At 43.9% G+C, this 15,256-nt stretch carries 9 protein-coding genes; 8 read left to right on the top strand and 1 reads right to left on the bottom strand.

The window, feature by feature from the left end; translation table 11 throughout:
- The first annotated feature begins 323 nt into the window (after nucleotides 1–323).
- From D6855_RS03935 to D6855_RS03910, 6 genes are all read left to right on the top strand, one after another.
- Nucleotides 324–1,253 (top strand): ABC transporter permease, encoded by a 930-nt coding sequence (locus D6855_RS03935; RefSeq protein WP_120738288.1) that lies wholly within the window; start codon nucleotides 324–326, stop codon nucleotides 1,251–1,253.
- A 40-nt stretch (nucleotides 1,254–1,293) separates the two neighbouring features.
- Nucleotides 1,294–2,352, top strand: a complete 1,059-nt coding sequence (locus D6855_RS03930) for an ABC transporter permease (RefSeq protein WP_120738286.1) — start codon at nucleotides 1,294–1,296, stop codon at nucleotides 2,350–2,352.
- Between the two features lie 15 nt (nucleotides 2,353–2,367).
- Nucleotides 2,368–3,354 (top strand): ABC transporter ATP-binding protein, encoded by a 987-nt coding sequence (locus D6855_RS03925; protein ID WP_120738284.1) that lies wholly within the window; start codon nucleotides 2,368–2,370, stop codon nucleotides 3,352–3,354.
- Nucleotides 3,354–4,343, top strand: a complete 990-nt coding sequence (locus D6855_RS03920) for an ABC transporter ATP-binding protein (RefSeq protein WP_120738282.1) — start codon at nucleotides 3,354–3,356, stop codon at nucleotides 4,341–4,343. The genes D6855_RS03925 and D6855_RS03920 overlap by 1 nt, the downstream gene beginning before the upstream one ends.
- Nucleotides 4,344–4,418: 75 nt before the next feature.
- Nucleotides 4,419–6,299, top strand: coding sequence for a peptide ABC transporter substrate-binding protein (locus D6855_RS03915; RefSeq protein ID WP_120738280.1), 1,881 nt, complete (start codon nucleotides 4,419–4,421; stop codon nucleotides 6,297–6,299).
- Nucleotides 6,300–6,453: 154 nt separating this feature from the next.
- Entirely contained in the window at nucleotides 6,454–8,073 is a 1,620-nt protein-coding gene (locus D6855_RS03910; protein ID WP_120739135.1) for a SulP family inorganic anion transporter, read from the top strand.
- 87 nt (nucleotides 8,074–8,160) lie between these two features.
- Here the strand turns inward: D6855_RS03910 and D6855_RS03905 are convergent, their stop codons facing one another.
- On the bottom strand, nucleotides 8,161–10,665 hold the full coding sequence (locus D6855_RS03905) for a DUF342 domain-containing protein (protein ID WP_120738278.1): 2,505 nt from the start codon (nucleotides 10,663–10,665) through the stop codon (nucleotides 8,161–8,163).
- A gap of 167 nt (nucleotides 10,666–10,832) precedes the next feature.
- On the opposite strand from D6855_RS03905, the gene D6855_RS03900 reads away from it, so the two are divergent.
- Both D6855_RS03900 and D6855_RS03895 read left to right on the top strand, forming a co-directional pair.
- Nucleotides 10,833–13,736 (top strand): ATP-binding response regulator, encoded by a 2,904-nt coding sequence (locus D6855_RS03900; protein ID WP_120738275.1) that lies wholly within the window; start codon nucleotides 10,833–10,835, stop codon nucleotides 13,734–13,736.
- A gap of 90 nt (nucleotides 13,737–13,826) precedes the next feature.
- Nucleotides 13,827–15,212, top strand: a complete 1,386-nt coding sequence (locus tag D6855_RS03895) for a PhoH family protein (RefSeq protein WP_120738273.1) — start codon at nucleotides 13,827–13,829, stop codon at nucleotides 15,210–15,212.
- Nucleotides 15,213–15,256: the final 44 nt, after the last annotated feature.

Below are 15,256 nucleotides of genomic sequence, written 5' to 3'. Positions count from 1 at the left end.
TAAACAAAACAATTGTGAAAAACATATTTGCCAAAAGTGTCCGCCACAGAAAGACAAGTGTCTTTTGAGGGTAAATTCTTGATATATATTAATCAATTGTAGCGATTTTATGGTCAAATACTTGACATAAAGTAATATAAATTCTAAACTATACAAGGCTTGCATAATAGAAGTTGATCTTCAGGTGCAATGACGTACAAGGAATGGTGCGTAATTGCATTTTTTATGTTATAATTTAATAATTTAGCACGGCAAAGTATTAACGCTTTGTGGGGATGAATATGCAAGGCAATATTTATATTTAGAAATGGGTTGGAGACGCTATGAATACTAAGACTTTGATGTACATTGTAAAGAGAATTCTCCTTGCAATTGTTACAATTTGGGTTGTTATTACAGTTACTTTCTTTGTAATGCACGCTGTTCCAGGTGGTCCATTCACTGGTGAGAAGGCTGTAAGTGAGTCAGTAATGGCAGCTATGGAAGCTAAGTATGGTTTGGATAAGCCACTTGGCATGCAGTATCTTACATATCTTGGGGATATTGTTACAAAATTTGATTTTGGTCCTTCACTTAAGCAGAGGGGTAGAAATGTTAACGACATCATTTTTGATGGAATGAAGACTTCTGCCAAGCTTGGACTTATTGCTGCTGTGATCGCACTTTTCTGTGGTGTTATCCTTGGATCAGTTGCAGCACTTCGCAGAAACAAGATCATTGATAGAATTATCATGATCATCACAACTGCATTCGTATCTATGCCTTCATTTATTATGGGTTCACTTCTTCTTATTGCATTCGCGATCAATCTGAAGTGGTTCCCTGCAAATGGAGCTTCTAAGAACGGACTTGTCCTTCCTGTAATTACCTTGTCACTGTATCCAATGGCATACATTACAAGACTTACAAGATCTTCAATGCTGGAGGTACTTGGTCAGGACTACATCAGAACTGCCAAGGCCAAGGGTGTATCAGGATGGAAGATCATCTTCGGACATGCTCTTAAGAATTCACTTATTCCTGTCATCACATATTTCGGACCTATGCTTGCAGGTATCGTTACCGGATCTCTTGTTGTTGAGCAGATCTTTGCGGTTCCAGGAATTGGACGTGCCTTTGTAAACAGTATCACAGGTCGTGATTATCCTCTTGTTATGGGAACAACCATTGTTCTTGCAACACTGATCGTTATCATGAACCTTGTGGGCGATATCATGTACAAGGTAGTAGACCCAAGAATCACACTCGAGTAACAAGAGAAATTGCTGAAAAAATAGTTTAGGAGACATAAAAATGGATATTTCAAAGCTCAGCGCCCAGGTGAATATGGATGACTTCATTCCTGCTACCGAGGCTGAAAAAGAATACATGGTACAGATGCGACCATCATCTACTTTCTTTAAGGACTCAGTTAAGAGACTTCTTAAGAACAGGGTTGCAACAGTTTGCTTCTTTATTATAGTGATCATTACACTGGCAGCTATTTTCGTTCCAATGTTCTGGCCTTATTCCTATGACCAGATGCTTGGTATGACACCAGGTAAGCCAGTTGATAACAGCTTTAAAGATCTTAGACCTTTTGAATATGGAAAATCTGAGATCAAGCTTATGGAAGCTGGAGAGACAGTTATTCCACACATCTTTGGTACAGACTCACAGGGTAGAGATTACTTCATCCGTGTAGTATACGGAACACGTATCTCTCTCGCAGTTGGTTTCTTTGCCAGCATCATCGTTCTTATCATTGGTATGACAATCGGTTCTGTGGCTGGTTACGCCGGCGGAGCTGTGGATCTTGTGATAATGCGAATAGTTGATATCATCTATTCGCTGCCTGATATGCTCATGGTTATCCTTCTTTCATCAGTACTTAAGGTTGTAATGGAGGGAGCCCTGGACGGAACGGTACTTTCCAAGATCGGTTCTAACATCATCAGTTTGTTCATTGTCTTTGGGGTCCTTTACTGGGTATCAATGGCAAGACTTATAAGAGGACAGATCCTTTCACTTCGTGAGCAGGAATATGTACTTGCGGCTGAAGCTGCAGGCGCGAGAGGAAAGTGGATCATCTTAAAGCACCTGATCCCTAACTGCTTCTCAGTTATCATTATTTCAACAGCACTTCAGATTCCTAGTGCGATCTTTACTGAGAGCTACCTTTCATTCCTTGGACTTGGTGTAAACGCACCTATGCCTTCACTTGGATCACTGGCATCAGATGCTCTTAATGGTATTTCATCATATCCTTACAGACTGATCATTCCAGCAATCGTTATTTCACTTATAGTTCTTTCACTGAACCTCTTCGGCGATGGACTTCGTGATGCGTTTGATCCAAAGCTTGATACTTGATAGGAGGCAGGAGAGATGAATTTATTAGAAGTAAGAGATCTGCATACCTCATTCTTTACTGATGCAGGTGAGGTCAAGGCAGTTAATGGAATATCCTTCAATCTGGACAGAGGTAAAGTCCTTGGTATTGTTGGAGAGTCAGGTAGTGGTAAGTCAGTTACTGCATATTCAATCATGCAGATTCTTGCTGGCGCTGGACAGATTGTTTCAGGTTCCATCAAGCTTGATGGACAGGAGCTTGTTGGCGCAGGCGAGAAGGTTATGAAGACAGTTCGTGGAAATAAGGTATCTATCATTTTCCAGGACCCAATGACATCACTTAACCCTACATATACAATTGGACATCAGCTGATGGAGGCAATTCTTCTCCATACAGACAGAAATAAAGACCAGGCCAGAGAGCGTGCTATCGAAATGCTCAAGCTCGTTAATGTGAATGAGCCTGAAAAGAGAATGAACCAGTATCCTCATGAGTTCTCTGGTGGTATGAGACAGAGAGTTATGATCGCTATGGCCCTGGCTTGCGAACCAGACATTCTTATTGCCGATGAGCCTACAACAGCTCTGGATGTTACAATCCAGGCTCAGATCCTTGATCTTATGAAGTCTCTTCAGGAAGAACTTGGAATGGCTATCATCATGATCACACATGACCTCGGCGTTGTAGCCCAGATGTGTGACGAAGTTATCGTTATGTACGCAGGTTCAATCTGCGAACAGGGAACAGCAGATGAGATTTTCTACAATCCCTGCCACGAATATACAAAGGGACTTCTTAGATCTATCCCTACAGAGGGAAAAGAGGGCAAGAAGCTGGAGCCTATTACAGGTACTCCTATTGACCTTCTTAACATGCCTAAGGGATGCCCTTTTGCACCAAGATGTGACAATGCTATGAAGATCTGCCTTCGTGAGAGAGCAGAGCGCATGCAGATCAATGATGATCATGCTGCCGGCTGCTGGATGAATGTCAAGAAGCTGATGGAAGGCGGTGAAAAGTAATGAGTGAGATTTTAACACAGAACAACCTTGTTGAGATTAAGCACCTTAAGGAGTACTTCAATGTAAACGTTGGCTTCTTTAAGACAAAACCACTTAAGGCTGTAGACGATGTTTCTTTTTCTATTAAAAAGGGAGAGACTCTTGGCCTTGTAGGTGAGTCAGGTTGTGGTAAGACTACAGTAGGACGTACAATCCTTAATCTTTATAAGCCTACAGATGGTGAGATCTGGTACGATGGCAAACTGATCAAGACCAAGGAAGATATCAAGGAATTCCGTAAGAAAGCTACAATGGTTTTCCAGGATCCATATTCTTCACTTAACCCAAGAATGACAGTATCTGATATTATCGCTGAGCCTTTGGATGTACATGGCCTTTATACAACCAAGGAGCAGAGAAGAGAGCGTATCCTTGAGCTTATGGGATACGTAGGACTTAACTCAGAGCACGCTTCAAGATATGCTCACGAGTTCTCTGGCGGACAGAGACAGCGTATCGGTATCGCAAGAAGCCTTGCAGTTAATCCAGAGTTTATTGTCTGCGATGAGCCTGTATCAGCTCTGGACGTTTCAATCCAGGCACAGGTTATCAATATGTTTGATGAGCTTCAGGAGAGACTTGGACTGACATACCTCTTTATCGCTCACGACCTTTTAGTAGTAAGACATATCAGTAACAGAATCGCAGTTATGTACCTTGGTAAGATGGTTGAGCTGGCTGATGCAGATGAGATCTACAACAATCCACTTCATCCATACAGTAAGTCACTTCTTTCTTCAGTTCCTGTTCCAGATCCTAAGATCGCAAGAGCTAATAAGAGAATTGTACTTTCTGGTGATATACCTAGCCCACTTAATGCACCATCTGGATGTCCATTCAGAACAAGATGTGCATATTGCAAGGGCGACTGCGCAGAGAGCATGCCAGAGTTCAAAGAGGTTTCAAAGGGACACTTTGTTGCATGCCACCACGTGGCTGATATCAATTGATTCATACATGTGATATACTCAATATTGTGTATCATGTTTATGATATAAAAAACATTCATAATAAGGAGGAAAATTATGAAAAAGAAGTTAGTTTCTTTGGTACTTGCATCATGCATGGTGCTTAGCCTTGCAGCTTGTGGAAACTCAGGCGCTGGCACAGAGACAGCTCCAGCAGATACACAGGCAACTGAGTCTGCTCCAGCTGACAACGCACAGGCAGATGCTACAGCAGCTGAGCCAGTAGGCGAGCAGGTAATTAACGTTTGTCTTGCTTCTGAGCCTGCATCACTTGATCCAGCACTTAACTCTGCAGTTGACGGTGCTACAATGATCAACCACCTTTTCTCAGGTCTTGCTAAGTGGGGACTTGATGCAAATGGTAACCTTGAGCTTCAGCCAGACTGCGCTCAGGAACTCGTTGAGGGTGTTGAAAACGAGGATGGTACAGTAACTTACACCTACACACTTAAGGATGGTCTTACATGGTCAGATGGCCAGCCTGTAACTGCAGGTGATTTCGTATTCGCATGGAACCGTGCAGCTAGCCAGGCACTTGCAGCTGACTATGGTTACATGTTCGAGGTTGTTGATGGCTACGCAGACATCTGGGCTGATGGCGCTACAGGCGATGAGAAGCTCAATGTTACAGCTGTTGATGACAAGACTCTTGAAGTAACACTTATTAACACTGTTGCATACTGGAACGAGCTCCTTGCATTCCCAACATACATGCCTGTTCGTGAGGATGTTGTTGCTAATGAGTCATGGGCTACAGATCCTTCTACATATGTAAACAACGGTGCTTACACAATGACAGCATGGGATCACAACTCAGTTATCACACTTACAAAGAACGAGAACTTTGTAGATGCTGATAAGGTAACAATGAACGAGATCAACTTCTATCTTTCAGATGATGCTAACAACCAGCTCGCTAACTTCGAGAATGGTGACTGGCAGATGATCGATGATGTTCCTACAAACGAGATCGCTTCTCTTAAGGAAAACTACCCTGATGAGTTCGTAGTAGCTGGTCAGCTTGGTACATACTATGTATGCTGGAACATCAACGAGGAGATCCTTCCTGCATCAAGCACACTTACAGGTGCTGAGAAGGCTAACGCTGAGAACGAGATCCGTAACGCTCTTGCACTTCTTATCGACAGAAACTACATCGTTAACGATATTGCACAGGGTGGACAGGTTCCTGCTTCTTCATTCGTAGCTATGGGTCTTACAGATGCTGACGGATCACAGTTCTATCAGAACGCTGGCCCTTCTGGATTCACAGGATACTATGATGTAACAGAGACAGCTTACGAGGCTAACTGGGCTGCAGCTCTTGATACACTCAAGAAGTACTACACATTTGATGAGGCTACACAGCAGTTCACAGACTTCCCAAGTCTTGTATACCTCTACAACACATCTGAGGGCCACAAGGCAATCGGTGAGGCTATTCAGTCAACATTCGCTGGTGTAGGTATCACAATGAACCTTGAGAACCAGGAGTGGGCTACATTCCTTGATACACGTAAGGCTGGTAACTACTCAATCGCTCGTAACGGATGGCTTGGTGACTACAACGATCCTATTTCATTCCTTGATATGTGGACAACACAGTCTGGTAACAACGATGTTCAGTTTGGTAAGGGCGCAAACGCTAACGTTGCTGCATACTCACTTGACATCACAGACCTTGGTTACGACACAAAGGTTGAGAACGGAACATGGGCTGAGACATATGATGTTATCATTAGCGACATCAAGACATGCACAGACAAGAAGACTCGTTTTGAGCTTATGCACAGAGCTGAGGACCTTCTTATGTCTACAGGTTGCATCTGCCCTATCTACTACTACACAGACCTTTACATGATTGATGACAGCGTTAAGGGCTTCTTCTCAAGTCCTCTTGGATACAAGTACTTCATGTACTGCACAATCACAGGCTGATATAGTTAGAGCTTTTAGAGCCACGGGATTTCCCCGTGGCTCTTTTTTCGTTGACGATAGACATAATTGAGCATATAATTACAAATTGTGTTTAAAAGTCACTTTGTTTATTGTGGAGGAAAAGATTTTGAATTCGAAAGATAAGCTTAAACCAATGCTGTTTTCCAATATGAAGAGCTATAGTGGGAAGCAGTTTGCAAGTGATGTGGTTGCAGGTATTATTGTTGCGATCATCGCGCTGCCACTTTCAATTGCCCTGGCGCTTGCATCTGGCGTCGGCCCGGAAGAGGGACTGTATACTGCAATTGTTGCGGGATTTATTATTTCGTTCCTGGGTGGATCAAGAGTGCAGATAGCAGGACCTACAGCGGCTTTTGCAACTATCGTTGCAGGAATTGTTGCTACTAAGGGGATGGAGGGGCTTGCCCTTGCTACCATTTTTGCAGGAATTCTGCTGATCCTTATGGGTCTGTTCAGACTTGGAACGCTTATCAAGTTTATTCCATATACTATTACAACCGGATTTACAGCTGGTATTGCTGTAACTATTGCAATCGGTCAGGTTAAGGATTTCCTTGGACTTACTTATCCTGCTGGAACAGTTACAGTTGAGACATTAGAGAAGATTGAGGCTATTGCCAAGAATATTGGTACCATAAATGTTCAGGCAGTTATTGTTGGACTTGTTTGCCTTGCTATTCAGATCGTTTGGCCAAAGATCAACCAGAAGATCCCCGGATCACTGCTTGCAGTTATCGCAGGTATTCTTATGGTCAAGGTTCTTGGCATGAATGTTAACACTATTGGAGACCTCTATGAGATTAAGGGAGCGCTTCCTACTCTCAAGGTTCCAGCATTTGACCTTAAGACTATCCAGTCAGTAGCAGGAGATGGATTCACAATCGCGATCCTTGCAGCTATTGAATCTCTTTTATCATGTGTAGTTGCAGACAGTATGATCAACTCACATCACAGATCCAACATGGAGCTTATTGCACAGGGTGCAGGTAATATCGGTTCAGCTCTTTTTGGTGGTATTCCAGCTACTGGAGCTATCGCAAGAACAGCAGCCAACATCAAGAACGGTGGACGTACACCTATAGCAGGTATGGTACATGCAATCTGCCTTGTTCTGGTACTGGTAGTTCTTATGCCTTACGCAGCACTTATCCCAATGCCAACTATTGCAGCGATCCTGTTTATGGTAGCTTACAATATGTGCCAGTGGAGAACCTTTGTACATCTTGTTAAGACAGCACCTAAGAGCGATATCTTTGTACTTGTTATCACATTTGTACTTACAGTAGTATTTGATCTTGTTGTAGCAATTGAGATCGGTATGGTTCTTGCATGCCTCCTGTTCATGAAGAGAATGAGCGAAGAGTCAGGTATCCGCGGATGGAAGTACTATGATCCTGATGAAGATCCTGATGGTCCTGAGCTTAAAGAGATCCCTAAGCACGTGAGAGTGTATGAGATCAGCGGCCCTATGTTCTTTGGTGATGCAGATCTTATCGCTGATATCAGTATCAAGGATTTCACAAGAGCTCTTGTTATCCGTATGCGTGGAGTACCAGCTATTGATGCCACAGCAATGCATTCCTTTGAGCAGCTCTATGAGAAGTGCAAAAAGAACGGTGTTCAGCTTGTTTTCTCACACGTTAATGAGCAGCCAATGAGCACTATGGAAAAAGATGGATTTGTAGACATGGTTGGAAGAGAGAACTTCCTTCCACACATCGATGACGCGCTTAAGAGAGCAGCAGAGATCTGATAGATAATAGATATAAGCAAAATGAGCCATGGGATTTATGTATTCCCATGGCTCTTATTCATTAATTATCTTTGATTCACAAAAATATCAGAGGATGAGGATGTTCTCTTTTCTACTGTCGATCTTTACAGTAGCGGGACTATAAAGTCTTCGGTCCTGTTCAACCCTGTAGACTACGCCGCATATCACGAAGATTACGCCGCTGTAGAGGGTCTGGGTAATGATCGCCTTTGAATTGCTGCTGCTTTTTATGGTCTTGTCCATATCAGCAAGTCTCTTTTCGAGATCACCAATTATTTTCTCTTTTACTCCAACAGCAGCATTTATTCGGATCTTCCACTGGAGCATTTCTCTTGTAACTGCGCCCAGTTCCTGAAGACGAAGTTTTTCACTCTCTAGGGACTTTAGTTCTTCTTCCTCTCTGGCAATAGCTTTTTTAACTGCATTGAAATCAGCAAGCAGGCTGTCTATAGCACCGATGCTAAGGATTGTCTTGGCGCCTTTCTTTGTGCCAAGGATAGCAGTCTCAACACCGGACAGGCTCTGTATGCTTCCGCCATAAATTACGCCGTCAATTCCGTAGGTCTTAACAATGCCTCTGGCCAGGACAGTACAGTTGATAAAAGAGCCTGCGTACACGTTGTTAGCAGTTATCTTAACGCCTTCAAAGTACTTGCCAGATACATTTCCATTGGCCTCGATGCCGCCACGGACAGGGCAGGTTGCTCCGCCTTTGATGGATACATCGCCGCCAGCTACTAAAAGGGAACTTTCCATGTGCCCGCTTATTATGATGTTTCCGGATGCGTGAATCTCTGATCCGGAGTTTACATCCCCGGTTACCAGTACAGTGCCATCATATCTGATGATCTTATCTGTTATCTTAACTTCAGACATCACCAGGATCTTCTGTACAAAAATATCACCATTTACAATGCTAAGTGCTCCGGTATATTTGGCGACGTAAGTTACTCTGTCATTAAGGATCATGAATCCTTCACCCTGGATGATTGGAATTTCTTTTCCTTTTTTGGCGATGACCTTTTTCCCAAATACATCGCAGCCGTCGATGCCTTTTGTGGCTCTGTGGTACACGGCCAGCTTATCACCAACATTAACTTTTACGATCTGATCAAGACCACTCAGATCAACAGTTCCGTCTTCGTTTTCTTTAAGAAGGCAGTCTCCTGAGGAATTGAAGAAGTATTCATAGTATCCATCAGTTCCATCAATGGCATCTATACCTGATGCTACAAGGTATTGTTTTCCCGGTTCATGATCTTTGATAAAATCTGAAATGCCTTTTGGATCAATGCCTTGTTTTATGCCGCATCTGCTTAAGAATCCCTGGACGATTTTTTCTGTATAGGTCTTTTTGTATTTCTTTTCAGGAACAGTTAACCAGCAGATCATGTTCTCGTGGGAAAAAGAAAGATACTCGCTTTTGTGGTCCAGCATGAAGAGGATGGTCTTCATTTCATTCTGGGTACCAAAATCCTGCGTGGTCTCAGCTTCCTCAGATTCACTGTCCATATAGGTACCTAAAAGAAGCTGCTGGCGGATCCTGCGCATATCCTTGGCGGTGAACATCATAGAAGAGAACTTGCTGATATCAAGGCCTTCTTCGAGACCGAGACGAAGTTCTTTCATCTGATTAGCCCAGTAAAGAGGCTTACAGTATGGGGTGATGTCTATCTGGTGCTCAAGACCAAGGCGCATTTCGTACATCTGTTGCCAGTTAAACTCAGCATCTGCATACTGATCTACTAACACGCCGTGTTCAAGCCCAAGGCGGATCTCTCTAATAGCGTCGCCACGCATATCGATAGAGAGGTAATCGTCTATAGGAAGACACTCTATCAGGCTGTGCCTTATTTCCTCAAGCTGTTCAGCGTCATAGCCCGAGGTAATGTACTTTCCAAGGTCCACATTGTCCCGGAAAGCCTTATGCATCTGGTTTAGGACACCAGATGAGTATCTTTTTATCTGATATTCATCAAATACAAGGCCGTCTTCAGCACTTTCCCTAATGACACGCATCTTCATATATGGTATGTCTACGTGGGCAAAGGTTGAAACGTCAAGCTGCGCCTGAAGGCCCTTTCTTATTTCCCTCATCTGAAGACAGTCAAATTCGGGATCGAGATAGAAGATTACAGGGAAGTCAGGAGAAAAAGCAAGTCCCTTACGGATCTGCTTCATCTGCTCCGGAAGAAATTCTTTTTTGGCATAGACAGAAACGTCGATGCCTTCATAGATGCCTCTTCGTATCTGATAGACCTGATTACTGCTAAAGCCCTGTTCCCTGTAGGAGGACATATCTATGCCCTGCATGAGCTCGAGACGGATCTCCTCCATTTCAAGCCAGGAGAGTTTGGGACTTAAGTATTGTTGTATATCAACACCTGCATCAAGGCCCTTTCTGATCTCAGACAGCTGAAGGGCGTTGTAATTGAATTTTCGAAGTTTGTCTGCATTAAGACCAAAGCGGCTGCATAGAGCCAGCTCTTTTTCTAATGCTTCATCAGCAAAAGAATCAAGGCCATTGTGCAGTTTGAATCCACTTAGCATTACAGTATCTTTTGCGATCATACAATTCTCCCGAAAAAATGTGTATTAATTTTCCGATAACTTGGCTCATAGGTCAAGACGGCACAAACGGCATGAATTCGCTTAAATTCAGAAATCAAGCGGCTCTTTTAATGGTATTAAAAGAGTATAAAAAATGTTATAAAATATAGTTAATGGAGGTGTAGCATATGTCAGATAGCAGTAGAGAGACCGCTAATGAGCTTAAGCGATACCTGAACCCTTTGCAGGTTTGGGCGCTGTCCTTTGGATGCGCTGTGGGATGGGGCGCTTTTGTAATGCCGGGAACTACGTTTCTGCCAATGGCAGGGCCTCTTGGAACCAGCCTGGGACTAATTCTTGGCGCTGTCGTTATGTTTATCATAGGCATCAACTACCATTTTCTGATGAACAGGTATCAGGATGCAGGCGGAACCCTGACCTATACCGTCAAAAATCTTGGCTACGATCATGGATTCATGAGTGCTTGGTTTCTTATTCTCGTGTATGTTGCGATCATCTGGGCCAATGCGTCGGCTCTTGCTCTTATCAGCAAAAATCTCTTCGGAAGCACCTTCCAGTTTGGTTTTTATTATCAGATCCTTGGATATGATGTATATTTTGGAGAAATTCTTTTGTCAATTGCAGCGGTCCTTGTCTGCGGAACCATCTGTATCAATGCCAAGAGACTGGCCGTCTGGATTCAGGTGGTGCTTGCTCTTGCCATGGTTCTTGGAATTGCCATTATAGTGGTGGCGGTAGGGCTTAAAAGCGGAGATTCCCATGCTGTTCCTGTGCCCGCCTTTGCCACTGACCAGGGCTCATCATTTAAGCAGCTGTTTTGCATAATAGCCCTTTCGCCCTGGGCCTTTGTTGGCTTTGAATCAATTTCCAATTCCACTGCGGGATTCAAGTTCTCCACCAGTAAATCACTGCCAATAATGACGATAGCTCTTTTGACCTCGGTGTTCTCCTATGTGGCTCTGTCTCAGATTGCCATAACATCACTTCCAGAGGGGGTTACCAGGTGGGAGCAGTATACAAGAAACCTTGGCTCTTTTAGTGGACTTAAGGGACTTCCCACATTCTACGGTGCTTATTCTGCTGCGGGTGACTACGGCGTTAAGATCCTTGGAATAGCGGCATTTGCTGGAATACTTACAGGACTTATAGGTAATTTCATTGCTGCTTCAAGGCTTATGTATTCCATGTCCGCAAACAGAATGCTTCCTGCATGGTTTGGTGTTCTTGGAAAAGACTACACTCCAAAGAATGCGCTGCTTTTCCTTATGTGCATATCTGTGCTGATCCCATTCCTTGGAAGGACAGCTATTGGCTGGATCGTGGACGTTAACACCATTGGTGCGGTTATTGCCTATGCCTACACCTCAGCGTCAGCCTTTCTTGTGGCAAGAAGAGAGAAAAACACGAAGATTCAGATTACCGGCATAGCGGGCTTTATTATGTCCATCCTGTTTCTGGTGTATTTTATGCTCCTGTATTCCGACGGAATGTCCACAGAGAGCTACCTGATACTGGCCACCTGGAGTATTCTTGGATTCCTTTGCTTCAGGGCTGTATTTGAGAGGGACAGGGACAGGCGCTTTGGCAAGTCGACCATTGTATGGATCGGGCTTTTGTTCCTGATCTTCCTGACATCGCTTCTTTGGGTGAAAAGAGCTACCGACCAGATGACAGCTGAAGTAGTAGGAGAGATACGTTCCTACTATGAGGAACATGACCCGGCTCAGGGACCTATAGATGTGTATGAGACGGAGCTCTATATCGAGAATCTTCTAAATAAAACTGACAGGCGAATTACGAATAACATCATCATTCAGATGTCGCTTAATATAATCTCCCTTATCATCATGTTCTTTATCTATTCCATCATTGCCAAGAGGGAGAGAGATGCTGTTATTGAGACCACCAAGGCCAATGAAAGGAGCAGGTCCAAAACGGTTTTCCTGTCCAATATGTCCCATGACATAAGGACACCTATGAATGCTATCTTTGGATACATTGATCTTGCTGAGAGCGAAGCAAAGACCTATGAAGAACTTAAGGAGTATCTGGGCAAGATCAGGGGAGCAAGCAGTCATCTGATGGCTCTTATCAATGACATTCTGGAAATGAGCAGGATTGAGAGCGGAAAGATGGAGCTTGAGGCGATTCCTGTGGACCTTAGTAGCACCATGGACGACCTTAGGGATCTCTTTTCCTCCCAGATGAAAGAGAAGAAGATCGAATATAGTGTTGATGCCAGTGGAATCAAAAATGAATACGTATATTGCGATAAAACCAGACTTAACAGAGTGCTTCTTAACCTTGTAAGTAACGCCTATAAGTTCACTCCGGAAGGAGGAAGGGTCGCAGTAAGTGTAATAGAAAAGCCGGCAAAAGAGCCTGGAAATGCCCTTTACGAGATCAGTGTAAAAGACAATGGAATCGGAATGAGCAAGGAGTTTACTGAGAGGGTATTTGATGCCTTTGAAAGGGAGGTTGACTCCACAATAAGCGGTATTCAGGGAACCGGTCTTGGACTTAGCATTGTAAAGAACATCGTGGAAATGATGGGTGGAACAATTGAAGTTACATCCGAAAAGGATAAGGGCTCTGAGTTTGTGGTAAATCTTGAACTTCCACTTCAGACCCAGGAGGATATTTTAAAGGCAAAGGAATCAAGCGCAGGCAATACGGAAATCATGGACTTTACTGGCAAGATTGCCCTTCTTGTTGATGATATGCCTATAAACAGAAAGATTGCTGCCAAGCTTCTTGAAAGGAACGGCTTTGTGGTGGAACAGGCTGAGAATGGACAGGAGGCTGTTGAAAAGGTAAGAGAGAGTGATCCTGGTTATTACGATGTTGTGCTTATGGATATTCAGATGCCGCTACTTAACGGCTATGAAGCGACCATGGCCATAAGAAGTTTAAGCGATCCTCTTCAGTCATCCATACCAGTTATAGCAATGACGGCCAATGCCTTCTATGAGGACATCAAAAAGGCCCAGGAGGCGGGCATGGACGGACATATAGCAAAGCCGATCGACGTAAAGAAGATGCTTTTGGAGCTGTCCAGAATACTAAGCTAGTAATAATGTGGATCTTTCATTTATTTACTTGCAAACACAATATATGGTATAATGAGTTTACAAGTCATACAAATAGAGGGGGATCTACGCATGAAGAAGATCTACGTACTGGACACCAACGTTTTGATTCAGGCACCTCACGCTCTGAAGTGCTTCGATGATAACGAGGTCGTTCTTCCGCTGGTAGTCTTAGAGGAGCTCGATACTCACAAGAGAGATGAGGGTGAGAGGGGAGCGAATGTAAGAGAGGCAATCAGGATCTTAGAGCAGCTGCGTGGAGCAGGGGATCTTGTAGCCGGTGTGGAGCTTGATAATGGAGGGCTTCTTCGAGTTGAGAAGAACTTCAAGGATGTGGAGCTTCCCAAGGATATGTCAGATTACAAGTCTGACAACCGCATACTAAAGGTATGCAAGGGCCTTAAGGAGTCTCGTAAGGAACAGGTTATTCTGGTTACCAAGGACATTCTGATGCGTATCAAGGCTCAGCTTCTTGGTATTAAGTCAGAGGATTTCACAACCGAGCAGGTTGCGGGAGGAGGCGAGCAGTACAGCGGCAGAATTGATGTTTATGCCCCTGAAGATGTATTTAAGGACTTTAAGAAGAAAGGCATTCCGGTAGATAAGGTATATTGCTGTGATGAGAACGGCAATCAGTATGCACCGGAGCTTTATGAGAATGAATTTGTAGTTGTCAGGGCTGATCAGTCCCTTTCTAAGACCCAGATGGGTCGTGTGTGCAAGGGCATGATCAAAAAGCTTGAGTTTGAAAAGAGTCAGCCCTACGGCGTTAAGCCCAGAAATGCAGGACAGTACTTCCTTCAGGAAGCGCTTATGCAGCCAGCTGAGGTTGCACCCCTTGTAATCGTAAAGGGTATGGCAGGAACAGCCAAGACCTTCTACTCACTGGCAGTTGGTCTTGAGAAGATGATAAACCGTCCTACCGGAGAGTACAGAAGAATCCTGGTGTGCAGACCAAATTCTCAGTTTGACGACGATATCGGATTTTTACCAGGTGATGAGCAGGAGAAGATCTCTCCTCTTATGAGACCTATCATTGATAACCTTGAGCAGCTCATTGACTCCAACGAGGAGGAGCGCTACAAGGATGAAAAAGAGCTCCAGGGCAAGACCGATGAGGTCTTCGAGAGAGGCATTGTTCAGTGCGAGGCCTTAAACTTCATAAGAGGACGTTCAATCCTTAAGACCTACCTCATTATCGATGAAGCCCAGAACATGACTCCTACACAGGCTAAGGGTATCATCACCAGAGCTGGTAAGGACACCAAGATCATTCTTCTTGGAGATCCTAATCAGATCGACAGACCTTTCCTTGATGAGAGGACCAACGGACTTTCCTATGCATCAGAGCATATGAAGGGCAGCCCATTTGCATGGCAGATCTCACTGTCAGCATCAGAGTGTGAGCGAAGCCTTCTTGCTATGGATGCCATAGAGAGGATGAGAGACAAGGGCTGATTGTTACTGAATATGTGGCATTGCGGATCATTTCCGCAATGCCA

The sequence above is a fragment of the Butyrivibrio sp. CB08 genome, assembly GCF_003625485.1.
Taxonomy (GTDB): Bacteria; Bacillota; Clostridia; order Lachnospirales; family Lachnospiraceae; genus Butyrivibrio.
The sequence above is the reverse complement of the archived record's forward strand: the minus strand, read 5'-3'. Positions and strand labels throughout refer to the sequence as shown.